Genomic DNA, 16,016 nt, shown 5'->3' with positions numbered 1-16,016 from the left:
TAGCATCTCTACACGTGTAGACTTACTGTATGGTTAATATGTCTCTGTCTGATTTCGAACTGGAAGTAATGCAAATATTCTGGGAATTGAAGGAAGCAAGCGCTCCTGAAATTCATAAAATTATTGAAAATAAAAGAGCGGTAAAATACTCAACAGTAAAGACAATTATCGATAGATTGGAAAAAAAAGAAGCTGTTACTCGCAGTCGTTCTGACGGCAGAATTATTTTTTATCTTCCCGTGATGGAAAAGCAAAATGTACGTGCTCCACTTATAAAGGAATTTATTAATAGAGTTTTCCTGGGAAAAAGCAGGCCTTTGGTTGCGCATATTATTGAGCAAGAAGAACTAAGCATTAAAGACATAGAGTACCTGGAGTCGGTATTAAGAGAAAAAAAGAAGGAACTCAGGTAGATGTGGAGCTACTTTTTAGTCAATATTTTAATGTTTATCAGTGCAATTTCATTAATGAAATTTGTAAAGCTATCGGCAAAAGCGAATTACCTCATGTCATTATTCGCTATTCTGGTATGGTTTATTCCTTATAGCCTTATTTCGGGCATTATCCCTGGCTCAGTATTAGCCGAACCAATTATCGTTTCATTTACAAATAGTGCTTTGGCCGGTACTGCCGCCGACATTTCTTCTAAGCAAGTAAATATAGATTTCATAATTAAAATGACATTTAAAACCCTGATTTCGCTTGGGTTCCTCATTTTTGTGTATCGACTGCTTAGATTACATAACTGGAAAAGGAAGCTGCTATTAAGCAATGCGCTAATGCCTTTGCATAGCCTTACTAACCAGCACAAGATCCCTGTTTTTTCAACACAATATCACTTGGGGGGGTATTTACTGGGAGTGCTGAATCCAATCATCGTTATCTCAGATAAAATACAAGAAAAGAGCTTTATTGATCTTATTATTGCGCACGAAAAGCAGCACTGGAAACGGAACGACAACCTACGGCTTTTAATTTTAGAGTTTTGCTCATGCCTTTTCTGGTGGAACCCACTGGTTGGCAAAATGGTAGATTTAAATCGCTTTTATATCGAAGCACTCTGTGATGAGGAAGCCAGTAAAAAATATGGCAAAGATAAATATATCAACGATCTTTCATCTTTAACCTTATTTATTGGTTTGCATAAAACCAGTCAGTTAGCTTCAAATATTGTATCTGTTGACACATCAACTACCTCCAGAATTAAGCTCTTAAAGGAAAACCGAAAAATGAACTTCAGCAACAAACTGCTTTTTGCACTATCAATCTTTGCGATGACCACCGCTATTTCATGGAACACGCTTGCTACAGCAATTCCAGACAGAGATAACAAACCAGCGCATGCAAACCCGGAAGAAATAGGTTCGTTATTAGCGTTTGACATAGATATTTTATACAACAGAGAAACCTCAGGAGAATACCGTACCGAAGATAGGCATTCAGCTAAACTAGAGATTTGGTCAGAATTTGCAGAAAAAGTATCTTTCAAATTTAATGATGGCTTTTCATTCAATTATAAAGCGACAGATCTTGGTGACGCAATTTTGCTGGAGCTGGAACTAGTAGAAAATATAAATAACGAATCCGTCACAGTGGCCTCTCCCACTCTTCAGGTTGCTGTAGGTAAGGAGGCTGTTATTGAAATCGATAATCCAGGTATAAGCCAGAATGCATATCGAATAAAAGCGATTCCTTATAAAAAGGTTAGGCCAACCGAGTAATCCCGAGCATTTTTAATTCGGCAGTTAAACATAGTGTGGTATTAGGGCACTAAGTCATTTTCTAACAACGTTTGTTGCTTGTGCCCTGTGTGAAAGCGCCAACCCGATATTAAGCTGCCCAATCTCCCGCTGGGCAGCGGAATATCAGGTCGTTTTGCTGCGCAGAAAAAACGCTACTATTACTGACGTGATGCTGCCCATTACCGCAGCGCCTATCAGGCTCTGGATTATATAGCTGGGTAAATTAAAGTACGCTGCCGCCTCTTCTGCTGACATCATCTGCTGTGCAACGGCATACGCCTGCACATTGGTAAAATAATCAGGGCTTATTACAGTGTGAAATAACCACTGGCATAGCGGGCTTAGCAATACGACTACCAGGGTTATCAGCAAACCCGCAACTATGCCCTGTTTCCAGCTCATCACCCCGTTATAATCCCGCCGTTTTTTCTGACGCAGCGCCAGTACAAAAATCAAAATAGCCGGAATGGCAAACAAGTTAGTATAGGTGGCATGATGCTCAATATAAGCCCCATGCAGCCCGACTATGTGCTCCAGCCACAGCCATAGCAACATTACCAGCGTAAAAATAATGCCCCAGCGTATTTCTGTCAGATGCTTTTGCATAACGTATTGTTCTTATTAGATTAGACACAGCAGAACTATAGCGCTTTTTGCAACAAATACCATGCCTTAACGGCGGTTAAGGCTAATTCCAACCGCTGTTGTTTCAGATCAACCCTATGGCCTGCAGCAGGCTCGCGAGCAGCGAAAGGCTATGATAAGCTGATTTTACTTTGTTTAAGCTGGCAGGGTTTATAATTTTATGAGCGGCTTTACCTCCCTTTATCTGTTTGTTGAACGTACCTTTTTTGGCACACTAAGCCGGAAAATCATCGGAAATATCAGTTTTTTAGCTGTTTTTTTTCTGCTGGCAATATATATGGCTTACCCTGAGGGCGGTGCAAACGGCCGCTGGTGGGCTTTACTGCTGCTGGGCCTGAGTGCCTTTATTTTTACCATTGGCTATATGCATTATTTATTTGTGCGGCCAGTTAAAACCCTGGTTGGGGCGCTGCACGATACTAACCGCAAAGGCACTGATTTAAACCTGCGCCTGCCGGCGTTTACTTTTGATGAGTTTCGCACCTTATCGGAGGAGTACAACCAGTTTGTCGGCCAGCTTGGGATATTACTAGGCGATATTCACCAGCAGGCGCGGGAAACCCATCAGGTTAACGAGCAGGTTTCAACGGCAGTAAAAAGCACCCGGCAGCATTTACAGGATACCGAAAAACGCAGCGGCCAAATTCGCCGCGACAGCGATCAGGTGCTGGATAACCTGGCTGAAATTGTTCAGCATGGTGATGAAGTTAACCAGGTATCTGGCCATGCGGTCGATAAAGCCAAAGTGGCCAGTGGCCAGATGCAGCAACTCAGTGGTCAGTTATCAGGTATCGTTAAGTTGCTCGATACCTTTGGTAGCACCATCAATGGCCTGCACAAAAATTCCGAAAACGTGCGACAAATTCTGGTGATGGTAGAAACCTTTTCTGATCAGACCAACCTGCTGGCATTAAATGCCGCCATTGAAGCCGCCCGTGCCGGTGATGCCGGCCGCGGTTTTGCCGTGGTCGCCGATGAAGTGCGCACCCTGGCCGCCAAAGTAAACGATGCCACTAAACAAATTTCCGGCTTTTTAAATGAAATGGAGCAACTGGTAGGCGAAACCCGCACCGAAGCACAAAGCCTGAACCAGCAGGCGCAGCAAGCCCAGCAGCAAATTGCCGATACCAGCGGTGAGTTTGGTAAATTACAGCAGGAACTGCAACAAGCGAAAAGTGGTATTCATAATATCAGCCAGACCGTGCTGCAACTGGAGCAGCGCTACCAGCAGACTCACCAGCATTTGAGTGCTATTGAAAAAGTAACCAGTGATGCCCATCAGCAAATGGCGTCTATTGACCAGGCAGCAAAAGATTTATTAAGCGGCACCGCCCGCACTCAGCAGCAACTGGGCCGATTTGCCCGCAGTTAACTGGCGGTAAGTTGTTGCTGCCACCACTGGCTAAGCTCGCTGGCATTTCCCTGCATCAGTACCGGCAAGTCGCGCTTGTTCAGTTGGTACTGGTACATCGGGTCATAATAGTCGGTTAATAACCGCATTATCCACTGGCGATGTAAACTGATTTCACCGCTGCGCTGTTGGCTGGTTAATGCCTGGCAGAGCAGCGTGTTTAGCTCGCTGTAGAGTGCCCCACCTAAACGCTTTCGAATACGGGCCATTGCCTGTTGCAACATGCTGCTGAACTGAGCGAAGCCCTGCTCAGCATTTAAGCTAATGGCTTCGTCCAGTAAATCGATAATGTAATCCTGAAGTATTACTTCAATCCGGTCCTGAAGTGGCTCATCAAGCAGCAATAACGGACTGCGCTGCATGGTCTGAAACAAGCTATGCGGAATATTACGCTGGCCAATTAGCAGGCTTTCATCTTCCAGCAGTAAATAGGGGGGATGATCAGCCTGCACGTGCAATAGCGAACTGGCCAGGTCGTTTTCAAAGCGGATCTGTGAGGGTTGTGCGGCTAACTTACGGCCAAAGGCCGACCCGCGATGATTGGCCAGCGCCTCTAAATCTACCGCCTGTAACTGGCGTAACAAGCGGGTTTTACCGCTGCCGGTTGGCCCGGCCAGCAATAGCACGGGTTGGCTGGCGGCCTCAGTAATGACACTAATGGCGGCCTGGCGCAACGCTTTAAAGCCGCCTTTCACTCTGGGGTATATCACCCCGGCATCAGCCAGCCATTGCTGGGCAATTTGCGAGCGCAGGCCGCCACGAGCGCAGTACAGCAGACCATCTGGTTGCCTTAGTGCAAAACTGCGCCAGGCCTCTACCCTGCTTGCCTTTACTTCACCTTGCACCAGTTGATGGCCAAGCGTAATGGCCGCCTGCTGTCCCTGCTGCTTGTAACAGGTGCCAACGGCCGCACGCTCATCATCCGTCATTAATGGCAGGTTTACACTGCCGGTAAAGGCACCGCGGCTAAATTCTGCCGGTGCCCGCAAGTCAAGCAGTGGCAGCTGCTGCCGCAGTATTTGCAGATAATTATCTGCCAGCGGTAAGTCGAAAGCCATTAATATTGCCATTAAGCCACATTAATGCGGTGGCCTTTGCCCCGCGTAGTCAGCTTACCGATTGGCTGCAACACTAAATCGTACGCTAAGGCGATATCATTTAAAGCCGTTGCCGCATCAGGACTAACGGCCAGTAACAACCCGCCGCTGGTTTGCGGATCGCACAGCAATGCCTGCTGCTGTAGTGTCAGTGGTGAAACTTTAGCGCCGTAGCTGGCAAAATTGCGGCCCGTACCGCCAGGAATGCAGCCCTGAGCGATATAATCAGCCACATAAGGTAACGTTGGTATCGCCGCACCATCGAGTATCGCATCTACGTCACTGCCTTCACACATTTCCATTAGATGTCCCAGCAAACCAAAACCTGTAACGTCAGTCATAGCATGCACGCCGGGCAGCCCGGCTATCTCTGCGCCGATCCGGTTTAACTGCACCATGCTATCCCGTGCCAGCGTGACATGTTCTGTATTAAGTTTCTTCTGCTTTTGGGCCGTGGTTAAAATGCCCACCCCCAGCGGTTTAGTAAGATACAACCGGTCACCCGCTTTGGCAGTGTCATTGCGTTTTAACTGGCTTATCGCCACCCGGCCACTAACCGCCAAACCAAATATCGGCTCTGGGGCATCAATACTATGGCCGCCCGCTAACATAATACCGGCTTGTTTGCAGGTATGGCGGGCGCCTTCCAGTACCTGTTGCGCTAATTCCGGCGGCAGTTTACTGACCGGCCAGCCTAAAATAGCAATAGCCATTAGCGGCTGGCCACCCATAGCATAAATATCACTAATCGCATTGGTTGCGGCAATGCGGCCAAAGTCAAACGCATCATCGACGATGGGCATAAAAAAGTCGGTAGTACTTAACAGAGCAGTGCCGTCACCCAGATCATAAGCCGCGGCGTCGTCTTTGTTGCTATTGCCTACCAGCAGTTTACCGTCGGTAAAATTAGTATTAGTTTTAAGGATGGTATCCAGTATTTGCGGTGAAATTTTACAGCCACAACCGGCACCGTGGCTGAATTCAGTAAGTTTATAAGTGGGAAAATCGGACATGACAGCAACACCGGATAACTACGCAATGTCGTCAACATACCCAAAGCCTTTTGCAATAACAAGCCATCTTTTAACATCGCGCCGAGCAGGCAACTATACTTAAACAGTGATTTAATTAATCAGTGAGGCAAATAGTAATGCCTGTGAATAAACAATCGCTGGTTGACCAGGCTTTACTACTGGCCGAGCATACCGGCTGGGAAGGGTTACAGCTAACTACGCTGGCCAATAGTTTAAATATTAGTGTGGCTGAGCTGGCAAAAGTCGTTAAACAAAAAGATGAATTGGCGGATGCCTGGTTTGACCGGGCTGACCAGGCGATGCTTAACACTGAGTTGTCAGGCGCCAGCGATGCGGCGGAGAAGCTTGAGCTGGCCATTCGCAGCTGGTTAAATGCGTTAGCGCCTTACCAGCAACTTACCCGGCAAATGCTATATTACAAGCTGGAGCCGGGTCATGTTCATTTACAGGCGGCGGCATTGCTGCGGATAAGCCGTACCGTGCAGTGGTTGCGTGAACTGGCCGGTCTGCAGGCCAATGGCGGCAAACGGATTGCCCAGGAGCTGGCGCTAAGCGCGCTGTTTACCACGGTATTTATCGGCTGGCTTTACGACAGCTCGCCAGAGCAAACCCGCAGCCTGAAGCGGCTAAAAGCTGCCATTACTACCTTTAACCACCTGGGGCTTTGCCGCTAACTTAAGTTAATTGTTTATTCAGCTGCTGCAGCAAATCAATATCCGGTTGATAGCTGATTGCCAGCTCCGCCCGGGCCAATGCCGCAGCGGCGTGCGCTCTGGCACAACGTTTAAATGCCGCGCCATACCCGGCCAGGGCCAGAAAAGCTTTTTGTAACCTTATCTGCACTTCAATGTTGGCCGCGCCATCGCGGGCAATTGACGTAAAAAAGTCATCAAACAGATCATCCAGTTTCACTTCCGGTGCCCACACCCGTGAATATTTTACCTCGCTCTGACAATTTTCCGGTGGCCAGTTGCTCAGTACTCTGACCCCACGGCCAATAATTTCAATCGCCGTGCCCGGGTCATTAATCCCCGGCGATAAAGCTTTAGAGGCAATTTCGGCAAGTACCATCATGCCAAACCGAGGGTCCTGATCATAGCTGCGATAGTCGCTGATAGAAAATGCGGCCAGTAGCTGCTTGTCTGGCTGAGTATTGCTACCTTCCAGCCACACTAATGGCCGGTCTTTATGAACAAAAGCCCCCGGCAGGCTGCTGATATATAACTTACATTTGTGCTGTTCCGCCCATTCATCCAGCGCTTTAATATCAATATGTTGGATATAGCCTATCTCGCTGGTGCACACGGCCTTTGCATCGTTTGGAATATCGGCCAAATCGTTCAACTGATTAGCATCCAGCCAGGGGTGATGCTCGCAGCGCTTTACGGCACGATAGGCCTCATCTTCCACCCGGTTGGCAGTTTCACCTACCCGGCCCAGGCCCGACAAGTGCTCTATCCAGATTAAGATCGTCACCACGATCAGTAAAATCACGCCGATAGTCATAAAAAACAATACTACCCGGCCACTTTCGCCATATACATCAGCACTTAACAATACAATGCCAACAATGCTATACAAAAAAGAACCAATAAAAGTGGCTAATGCGTTCTGGGTAGTACTATCGTCCATTAACAAGCGGGTTGCCCGCGGCGATACGCCGGTAGAGGCGGCGTTAAACGCGGCGACCATCACACTGAGTGAGAAGGTGGTTACCGTCAGCATACTGGTTGCCAGTATGGTCAGGATTTTTTCGGCAGCATCGCTGCCAATAGCGCCTCCCAGGCTGTCAGGAATAACGTCTTTTAGCAGTACCGCCAGGCCAGGTGTGATCAGTGCCAGTAAGGTGATAAGTGATGTACGCACCCACAGCTTGCGGCTTAACTGCAGCAGTTGCCAGCCCCATTTAGATAACATATTGCAGTCCTTTCGCTTGCCGACATGGCTTTCAACATAGCGAAAGCCTCAGCAGGTTACAAGTCAGGCCCCCCGCCAGGATGAACTTTGCCTGGCGCATCTTTAGTATTACACTGGCCAACTACACCCCGTTTAAGGACAAATTATGCTCAGCCGTTTTGTACTACTCTTTAGTCTGCTGCTATGCAGCCTGGCCGCTAACAGTGCCAGCGATAGCTACACTTACGCCAATTATCAACAGGTAACCGTTACCCACCTGCATCTGGACTTAACGGTTAACTTCGAGCAGAAAACCTTAACCGGCTTTGCTGATTTGCAACTAAACTGGCTTACTGACGGTGAAAAAAATATTCATCTGGACACGCGCGATTTAGACATAGACCGTATTTACGCCAAAGATAGCGCAGGCAACTGGCACAAGGCCGCTTTTCAACTGGCGCAGCGCGATCCGGTACTGGGCAGCAAACTGACGATCAGCCCGGCGTTTCAGCCACAAAAACTGCGTATTCATTACAACTCAGCACCCGAAGCGTCAGGACTGCAGTGGTTAAGCCCCGAGCAAACTGCCGGCAAAACCACCCCCTTTATGTTCAGTCAGAATCAGGCCATTCACGGCCGCAGCTGGATCCCGATCCAGGATACGCCTGCCGTACGCATGAGCTACAGCGCCCGCATTCACAGCCCGGACAACGTACTGGTGGTAATGAGCGCCCCGAACGATCCGGCCACCGCCCGTGATGGCGACTATCAGTTTTATATGCCGCAACCGATACCGGCATATTTAATTGCCATCGCCGCCGGTGATTTGCAGTTTAAAGCAATGAGCGAGCAAACCGGCGTTTATGCTGAGCCTTATATCCTTGACGCCTCGGCCGAAGAGTTTGCCAGCACCCAGGCCATGATTGACGCTACCGAACAGCTGTATGGCGAATACCGTTGGGGCCGTTACGATTTACTGATTCTGCCGCCCAGCTTCCCGTTTGGCGGCATGGAAAACCCGGTGCTGAGCTTTATTACCCCGACCGTGGTGGCCGGTGACGGCAGCCTGGTGAATCTTATCGCCCACGAGCTGGCCCATTCCTGGTCAGGCAATCTGGTAACCAACGCTACCTGGCGTGATCTTTGGTTAAATGAGGGCTTTACCTCCTATGTTGAAAACCGGATTATGGAGCAGGTATTTGGTAAAGATCGCGCAGTCATGGAGCAGTCATTATCGGTGCAGGCGCTGCAGGACGAACTTAAAGTATTAAGTGCCAATGACAGCATCCTGCATATTGACCTGCAGGGCCGCGATCCGGACGATGCGTTCAGTGGTGTGCCCTACACTAAAGGCCAGCTGTTTTTAATGTATCTGGAGCAACAATTCGGCCGCGATAAATTCGACCGGTTCGTGCGGCAGTACTTTGCTGATTTCGCCTTTAAAAGCATTGATACCGAAACTTTTGTTAACTACTTAGATAACAACCTGCTGCAACAGCACCCGGGCGTGGTATCGCTTGAGCAAGCCAAAAGCTGGATTTACCAGCCCGGTTTACCAGCAAGCACGCCTGCGCCACAATCTGATGCGTTTAATCAGGTAGAGCAACATGCCAGCAACTGGCTGGCCGGTAATACTGAACTGAGCAGCCTGCCGACCGCCAGCTGGACCGTGCACGAGTGGCTGTATTTTATCAATAACCTGCCGCTGAGTATCAGTACTGAACAAATGGCAGCACTCGACAACAGCTTCAGCCTGACCACCTCCAGCAACAGCGAAATTGCCCATGCCTGGTATTTACTGGCGCTTAAAACCGGTTATCAGCAAGTGATGCCGCAACTGGAGCAATACTTAGTCAGCATTGGCCGGCGCAAACTGATTATTCCGCTGTATAAACAACTGGCGACAACGCCGGAAGGACTGACTTTTGCCCGGGCGGTTTACCAGAAAGCCCGCCCCGGTTATCACCCGCTGGCTCAGGGCAGCGTCGACGAGCTGCTGGAAAAGTAACATTGATCTAAACATTGATCTAAAACCAGCTGGCACCGTAACAGGTGCCATAACGCTTTTTAACTAAAACAGATGATGAAAAAATTGTTTTATGATGGCAGCTGTAAGCTGTGCCAGCGCGAAATCAGCGCCCTGGCACCTAAACTTACCCCACATCTGCAACTGGTCGATATCAGCGCAGCTGGCTTTAACGGCTTTGCCGGGGTCAGCAAAGGCGCAATGATGCAACAAATCCATTTGTGGGATCAGGATCATTTTATTATCGGTATTGATGCCAGCCTGCATTACTGGCAGCTGGCGGGTTATCGCAAACTGGTGGCGTTTCTACGATTCGCCCCCTGTTACTGGCTGGCCGGTAAAGCTTACAGGCTGTGGGCGCGCAGCCGGGCAAACTGCTCTGATGGCAATTGCGCCTTGTGAGACCCCGTCGCTCCGGGCGCAACCGCCCTGTCAGTAAACAACTCGATGCTGCCGATAAACACATTTTACTGCTGCATCAGGCGATGGTTGCTAAGTTACTAGCCGAACCCGGCCACTTGCCAGCTATTTACCAGCGACTAGAGCAACGTTATCAGGCCGGCCAGCTGCGACACAGCGGCTATATTCACTGGCACAGTATTCTTGATTGTATTGACCAGCCAGAACTGTTCCGGCGGGAACTGCTGGACGACGGCGAGCGGATGCGAAAACTACGCCGCCGGACCATTCTTACCGGTATATTAACCGAGCAGGAGCGCCTGGAACTGTTACACGCCAGCTCTGACACTGTACCCTCCGCTTAATTTGTATCGTTTTTGGGTAAACACTCAATCCGGTAGCCATTCAGCTTCAATACACTCTGCCAGGTGGCTGTCAATAAAACTAATCAGCGATTGTGTAGCATAGGATAAACGCTTATCGGCGTTGCGTACCAGATACCAGTGACTGTGCAGTGGAAAGTCGGCAACGTTAAGTACTGCCAGTTTTTCCCGCCCTTCCAGTAAGGTATGGCCGGAAATAACCGACAGTCCCAGCCCGGCTGCCACGCTAAGCCGGATAGCCTCGTTACTTTCAATCTGCATACTGTGGCTAAGCTCAATGCCCTGGCTGCTGAGCCAGGCTTCAAACATCATCCGGGTCGCGCTGCCGGGTTCACGCAGGATAAAACGCTCCTGTTTCAGCTGACTAAACGTAAGCTGCTTGCCAGCCGCCCAGTGATCCAGCGGGGCAATCAGTTGCAACGGGTTCTTCACTATCGGTCTGGCACTAACATGCTCGCCACTTGGCGGATGGCTGAACAGGTAAATATCGTCCAGTTGCTGGCTGAACCGGTTTAAAATCTGCGCCCGGTTGCCAATATGCAGGGTGACTTCCAGTTGCGGATACTGGCGGTCGAAGGGTCCCAGTATTCGTGGCATTAAATACTGGGCCGTATTCACTACCGCAATGCTCAGACTGCCGCGCCGGCCACTATGCAGTTCGCTTAACTCACTGTTTAAATCGTCAAAACGGCTTAACACATCACAAGCGGCCTGATACAGCGCCTGGCCGGCCGCTGTAGGCGTCAGGCCTTTGCCGCTGTCAGCGCGGTTACTGTGCTGCAGTAACGGCTCATTTACTACTTCTGCCAGTTTTTTTAATTGCAACGATACCGTCGGCTGGGTTAAATGCAGCGCCCGTGCTGCCGCTGATATACTGCCAAGCTGCACCACCCGGATATACACCTGTAATAAGCGAAAACTCAGTTGCCTTACATCCATAATGCCGCCTTCTGATCACTGTTAATGGGGCGCAGCATACCACCCCATAGATAAATATCTATATAACAAACCTATATTATTAATTATGCAGTATGGCATTTTTTCGGCACACTGCGCGGGATTAGTTACCGGAGCCCTGCTATGCCTGATGTTGTCATTGCGTTTTTTGCCCTCGGCCTGCTGGCCGGCTTAGTCAAATCGGATTTAAAAGTTCCGCTGCCTATTTATGAAACCCTGTCTATTTTACTGATGCTGACCCTGGGCTTAAAGGGCGGTATGGCACTGCACGGTGTACCGCTGATGCCAATTTTACCCGAGCTTGGCCTGATAGCCGCAACAGGGGTAGCGCTGCCGCTTGTGTTGTATCCGTTGCTGCGCCGGCTGGTAAAACTAAGCAGCGCCAATGCTGCCAGCGTGGCCGCCCATTATGGCTCGGTCAGTGCCGGTACCTTTGCAGTCGTGATGGCGCTGGCGCTGCAGCATAATTTACCAATGGAACCACAAACCACTTTATATCTGGTACTGCTGGAACTGCCCGCCATTGTCACTATGCTCTGGTTATATCGTTATGTTAACGGCGGTAAAACCGGCTCGCTGGCCATATTACATGAAGCACTGACCAGCCGAGGAGTGCTGTTGTTGGGTGGTGGTTTGCTGATTGGCTGGATCTATGGCAGTGACGGTTTATCGGGTATTACCCCGGTATTAATGGGCGGCTTCAGTACCCTGCTGGCACTGTTTTTACTGGAAATGGGCCTGTGTACGGCCAAAGTATGCTCACCGCTACCAATAAAACAGTGGCGGTTGATGCTGTTTGCTTTAATTACCCCCTTTGTCCTGGCCTGGTTTGGTATTGGCCTGGGTTTACTGCTGGGGTTAAGCAGTGGCAGCATTCTGGTACTGGCAGGCTTAATGGCAAGCGCCTCCTACATAGCGGCACCAGCCGCCATCCGGGCGGCGATACCCGAAGCGGATATCGGTCTGGCTTTATTGGCCGCGCTTGGTGTCACCTTTCCGCTAAATGTATTAATTGGCTTGCCACTGTATTTAAGCTGGATTAATGCCTTGCTGGGGGTATAGCTAACAACGAAGGCCAGCGTAACCTGATCAGCAGCAGCTGTTTGGCCGTACAAGCGAAAAAGCGAAGGACAAACCATGAAACTGATCAACACCCTGGGCTACGCCGGCTTGCTGCCTTTTGCCTTACTGCCACTGGCTTATCATATGCAGTGGCAGGTTGGCAGCACGCCGTTACTGCTGCTGTACCAGTTATATAGTTCACTGATTTTAGGCTTTATGGCAGGTGTGCTGTGGCCAGTGCTTTACCGGCCCGACACCGTTGCAGCTGGCAATAAAATGGCGCTCTTAGCGGTAAGCTTTCCGGTAGTCAGTATTATCGGCCTGGCACTTACCCCTGGCTACTTCTTACTGCTGCAGGCCTTGCTATTTGTCCTGCTACGGATAACAGAATTCAGTTCGGGCATTAATCAACATTACAGCAAATCCTATCAAAACCTGCGCAATGCTTTAACGTTGGTAGTCACTGTCAGTCATTTGGTGATGTGTGTACTGCTTACCCTATCTGTGAGCTAAATAGCTATAAACATGCCGGATAGAACGCTCTTTCTCATTCGTCAGCGCCTTCATAAGAGGTTCTATCCTCGATTCGCTAAGTCGATACCTAAAAGAGAACGGCTGGAACCCCGTTTTGGTCGACACAGAGTGTCTGAGCGAGCGAAAGCGAGAGAGTTGCTGTGGCGAGCCAAGGCGGGTGTTGCTGCCGTTATCTCAACATGCCATATACAACGCTCTCTCAGAAGTTCTATCCTCTATTGCTCAAGCTAGTTATCGCGCGGCAAGCCCGCACTCAGCGTTAGACCGAAGTTTCCGTAGTTGTCTCGATTATTAAAATTGTATGTACCCATAAATCATTGTAAATAATCCGGTTAAGATGTAATGTCAGCCACATCATATTTACAAAGGCGGAAAATTCCGAGTCTAAATACGGATCTTTCCGCAGAATAAATGTTAGCTCTTAAGAGGTGATTCCAATTGTTGAAGATTTTGCTAATTTGTCTCTCTGTTGCTTTGGCCATTTACTTATTGTATCCCCATCCGCCTGAAGCTCGTGAGTGGCTTGCTAAAAACAAAAATCCGTATGCTTTGGCTGGCAATAGATTTTCCGGTACTGAAGATGCTACGAAATTCGTAGAGTCGCTTTATGCGCTTGGCGCAGTTAAGGTTGAAATCCCAAGAGATGCAATTTACTCGGACAAAAAAAGAATTGAAGAAGAAGGTGGTCCATACGCTGATGCATTATTGGTCACACTACCAAAATCGCAAACTGAAATAGATGCCTTATTTAATGTATTTAAAGGAGAAGCGTCGCGTCAAGGGATGGTCTTTAACCCAGAAGAAGATGTAAGAAATAACAAGGCTTTACTTTGGTGGGATTAACTAACAAACGAGCTAACAATACGCGCCACTCGCGGCCTACTGCCGCTGGGACGCCAAACCCGCAGGCGCGTTTTTGTCGCCCGTGCGCTTCGCGTTATGCCGGCTGAAAGATTATCGGCACTCTCAGGAACAACAACAGTGAAACAGGGAAAGCAAATGTCAGTATTTCTTAAATTTCGACTAGTTATTTTAGCTTGCCTAAGCCTTACTCTTTCGGCATGTATTACTTGGCCAGGACATCGCCATACTGTAGATGAAGAAAACTTCTATTTACATATCACTGCCCCTTCTCGTGTTATAAAAGAAGAAATTCGTTTTAACGCAGAAGAAACAGAACTATTATTTTTACCCGAAAATGCTCAGATCGAGTTAGTTGTTGCAGATAATATCGGCAAGCATCAGCTCACGATAAAACAACACCAAGGTTCTATCGTTTATCACTACAGGTTAAATGGACGTAAAACGACATTTGGAGCCAAAGAAAAAGAGTGGTTCGCATCACAAGTCCCTTTGATCATTGAAAAATCTAAATATCAAGATGGTCCGAGTCAGGCATAACAAACGCCAGCACAACGCACCTTCGCCGACTCGCAACACGTTGCTCGCGTGTGTGGTCGGCTTTATCTAATTTCGCCCACCATTTTGTCCGCTTAGTACTTCCTGCACTTTCTGCTCCAGCGAGCCTAAGCCAGCAGCCTGGCCAAACGCCAGGGACTCAACAACGGATTTCCCTTCAACCTCATGCGCACCTATCGCCAATAAGGCACCAACTCTGTTTCCCGACGCACAGTGTACAAACACCTTGTCACTGCCCTGTAATAGTTGATAGAGCGCTTTAGCGTTGTCGACTGTTATGTCGGTTGGCCCTGAAATTGGCAGCGCATTATATTTAAGCCCAAGGGCTTCAACTTCAGCCTTTTCATCGAACGCCATTGTTTCATCAGGCCCAAGCAGATTAATGACTTTAGTCACACCCGCCTCTTTTAACATCAGTAATTGCGCCTGCGAAGGCGGGCCACCGGTTATCAGGTTTGCCGCAGGCTGCTTAAAATCAACAGTAATAGCTGCCTGCAGCTGAGCATAAGCATTGGCGCCTATCATTACCAACCCTAAAGCTAATAGCGCTAAAGCGTATTTTACTGTGTTCATATGCCCCTCCGTTATTTTGTCTATTGCTGCAGCAATGCGATGATATCGGCATCATCTTCGGTGAAGTCCTGCATTCTGCGATAAGTTTCGTCCAAATCCATATGAGCAGCATGAATTAACCTCACCGGCAACTCATCAAAGTTTCCAGCGCTAACCTGCTCGCGGTACACAATCATATAGCGGGCCAGAAATAATAAGGTTGCGTAAGGCAATAAAGCCCCACTGCCCGCCGGTTGTTGCTGCCACAAAATGGCGTCAGCAATTTCGTCCGGAAATTTCCAGTATTTTGCCAGTTCACTGCCGGCCATGGTGTAATCGAACCCGAACAATTCCAGCTGGGTTTTGCGCCGCGGCGCCCCACCCTCAACCTGCTGGTCGATGGTTTTCGCCAACTCTGGTTCAACAATATGGATCAGGTATTCACCGATGCCATGCAATAAACCACAAGTATAAGCAATTTCCGGATCGGCTTTATTTAATTTAGCCAGCCATTTTGCCCGATTGGCCAGCATAAATGAACGGCGCCAGTAGGCGTTTAAGTCAAAGGTGGCAGGGGCTTTAAAGCTGGACACTAAACCAATCGACAACACCAGAGTGCGCAACGCGTCACGTCCCAATACCACCAACGCATCTTTTACTGAGCCCACCTGACGCTGGCGGCCAAAACGCGCCGAATTGGCCAGGCGTAAAACTTTTGCGGTTATTGCCTGATCACTGGTTATAATATTGGCCAGTTTGTCGGTGGTAACATCGTCATCACCGATACTGGCAATAAGCCTTTGCACCACTTGCGGAATACTGGGTAGATTAGTTGCTTGCTCGATCATCTGCCTCATGG

18 protein-coding genes are annotated in these 16,016 nt (G+C 48.9%); 11 read left to right on the top strand and 7 right to left on the bottom strand.

Annotation, left to right across the window (positions count from 1 at the left end; all coding sequences use genetic code 11):
• The first annotated feature begins 38 nt into the window (after positions 1 to 38).
• Positions 39 to 413, top strand: coding sequence for a BlaI/MecI/CopY family transcriptional regulator (locus tag KG631_RS16800; protein ID WP_301003946.1), 375 nt, complete (start codon positions 39 to 41; stop codon positions 411 to 413).
• The gene (locus KG631_RS16795; protein ID WP_214000803.1) at positions 414 to 1,721 is read left to right on the top strand and encodes a M56 family metallopeptidase; all 1,308 of its coding nucleotides are present in this window, start codon (positions 414 to 416) and stop codon (positions 1,719 to 1,721) included. It begins immediately after the preceding gene.
• Between the two features lie 144 nt (positions 1,722 to 1,865).
• Here KG631_RS16795 and KG631_RS16790 read toward each other — a convergent pair whose 3' ends face one another.
• Complete coding sequence (locus KG631_RS16790) at positions 1,866 to 2,348, bottom strand: DUF4199 domain-containing protein (protein ID WP_214000802.1); 483 nt, start codon at positions 2,346 to 2,348, stop codon at positions 1,866 to 1,868.
• 316 nt (positions 2,349 to 2,664) lie between these two features.
• Here KG631_RS16790 and KG631_RS16785 point away from each other — a divergent pair, with 316 nt between their 5' ends.
• Positions 2,665 to 3,759, top strand: coding sequence for a methyl-accepting chemotaxis protein (locus KG631_RS16785; RefSeq protein ID WP_301003945.1), 1,095 nt, complete (start codon positions 2,665 to 2,667; stop codon positions 3,757 to 3,759).
• Here the strand turns inward: KG631_RS16785 and mnmH are convergent.
• Both mnmH and selD read right to left on the bottom strand, forming a co-directional pair.
• Entirely contained in the window at positions 3,756 to 4,868 is a 1,113-nt protein-coding gene (gene mnmH / locus KG631_RS16780; protein ID WP_301003944.1) for a tRNA 2-selenouridine(34) synthase MnmH, read from the bottom strand. The genes KG631_RS16785 and mnmH overlap by 4 nt on opposite strands.
• Positions 4,868 to 5,908, bottom strand: a complete 1,041-nt coding sequence (gene selD, locus KG631_RS16775) for a selenide, water dikinase SelD (RefSeq protein WP_214000800.1) — start codon at positions 5,906 to 5,908, stop codon at positions 4,868 to 4,870. Before selD ends, mnmH begins: the two co-directional genes overlap by 1 nt.
• 137 nt (positions 5,909 to 6,045) lie before the next feature.
• On the opposite strand from selD, the gene KG631_RS16770 reads away from it, so the two are divergent.
• Complete coding sequence (locus tag KG631_RS16770; RefSeq protein ID WP_214000799.1) at positions 6,046 to 6,603, top strand: TetR/AcrR family transcriptional regulator; 558 nt, start codon at positions 6,046 to 6,048, stop codon at positions 6,601 to 6,603.
• A 1-nt stretch (position 6,604) separates the two neighbouring features.
• Here the strand turns inward: KG631_RS16770 and KG631_RS16765 are convergent, their stop codons facing one another.
• The gene (locus KG631_RS16765) at positions 6,605 to 7,846 is read right to left on the bottom strand and encodes a DUF2254 domain-containing protein (protein ID WP_214000798.1); all 1,242 of its coding nucleotides are present in this window, start codon (positions 7,844 to 7,846) and stop codon (positions 6,605 to 6,607) included.
• A 145-nt stretch (positions 7,847 to 7,991) separates the two neighbouring features.
• On the opposite strand from KG631_RS16765, the gene KG631_RS16760 reads away from it, so the two are divergent.
• From KG631_RS16760 to KG631_RS16750, 3 genes are all read left to right on the top strand, one after another.
• Positions 7,992 to 9,833: a M1 family metallopeptidase gene (locus KG631_RS16760; RefSeq protein ID WP_214000797.1), complete on the top strand. Its 1,842-nt coding sequence runs from the start codon at positions 7,992 to 7,994 to the stop codon at positions 9,831 to 9,833.
• Positions 9,834 to 9,908: 75 nt separating this feature from the next.
• Complete coding sequence (locus KG631_RS16755; protein ID WP_214000796.1) at positions 9,909 to 10,253, top strand: DUF393 domain-containing protein; 345 nt, start codon at positions 9,909 to 9,911, stop codon at positions 10,251 to 10,253.
• Positions 10,250 to 10,615 carry a hypothetical protein gene (locus KG631_RS16750; protein WP_214000795.1) on the top strand — a complete coding sequence of 122 codons (366 nt, stop codon included), beginning with the start codon at positions 10,250 to 10,252 and terminating at the stop codon, positions 10,613 to 10,615. Before KG631_RS16755 ends, KG631_RS16750 begins: the two co-directional genes overlap by 4 nt.
• Positions 10,616 to 10,639: 24 nt before the next feature.
• Here KG631_RS16750 and KG631_RS16745 read toward each other — a convergent pair whose 3' ends face one another.
• Positions 10,640 to 11,572, bottom strand: coding sequence for a LysR family transcriptional regulator (locus KG631_RS16745; protein WP_214000794.1), 933 nt, complete (start codon positions 11,570 to 11,572; stop codon positions 10,640 to 10,642).
• A 141-nt stretch (positions 11,573 to 11,713) separates the two neighbouring features.
• On the opposite strand from KG631_RS16745, the gene KG631_RS16740 reads away from it, so the two are divergent.
• The 4 genes from KG631_RS16740 (at position 11,714) to KG631_RS16725 (ending at position 14,587) form a co-directional block, all read left to right on the top strand.
• Positions 11,714 to 12,652: a sodium-dependent bicarbonate transport family permease gene (locus KG631_RS16740; protein WP_214000793.1), complete on the top strand. Its 939-nt coding sequence runs from the start codon at positions 11,714 to 11,716 to the stop codon at positions 12,650 to 12,652.
• Positions 12,653 to 12,727: 75 nt separating this feature from the next.
• Entirely contained in the window at positions 12,728 to 13,165 is a 438-nt protein-coding gene (locus KG631_RS16735; RefSeq protein ID WP_214000792.1) for a DUF3429 family protein, read from the top strand.
• 459 nt (positions 13,166 to 13,624) lie between these two features.
• Complete coding sequence (locus KG631_RS16730) at positions 13,625 to 14,029, top strand: hypothetical protein (RefSeq protein ID WP_214000791.1); 405 nt, start codon at positions 13,625 to 13,627, stop codon at positions 14,027 to 14,029.
• Between the two features lie 156 nt (positions 14,030 to 14,185).
• Entirely contained in the window at positions 14,186 to 14,587 is a 402-nt protein-coding gene (locus KG631_RS16725; protein WP_214000790.1) for a hypothetical protein, read from the top strand.
• Between the two features lie 66 nt (positions 14,588 to 14,653).
• Here the strand turns inward: KG631_RS16725 and KG631_RS16720 are convergent, their stop codons facing one another.
• On the bottom strand, positions 14,654 to 15,178 hold the full coding sequence (locus KG631_RS16720; RefSeq protein WP_214000789.1) for a hypothetical protein: 525 nt from the start codon (positions 15,176 to 15,178) through the stop codon (positions 14,654 to 14,656).
• 20 nt (positions 15,179 to 15,198) lie between these two features.
• Entirely contained in the window at positions 15,199 to 16,014 is an 816-nt protein-coding gene (locus KG631_RS16715) for an HDOD domain-containing protein (RefSeq protein WP_214000788.1), read from the bottom strand.
• Positions 16,015 to 16,016: the final 2 nt, after the last annotated feature.

The organism is Arsukibacterium sp., from assembly GCF_018402695.1.
GTDB lineage: Bacteria > Pseudomonadota > Gammaproteobacteria > Enterobacterales > Alteromonadaceae > Alishewanella.
This window is presented reverse-complemented; position numbering and strand designations above follow the sequence as displayed.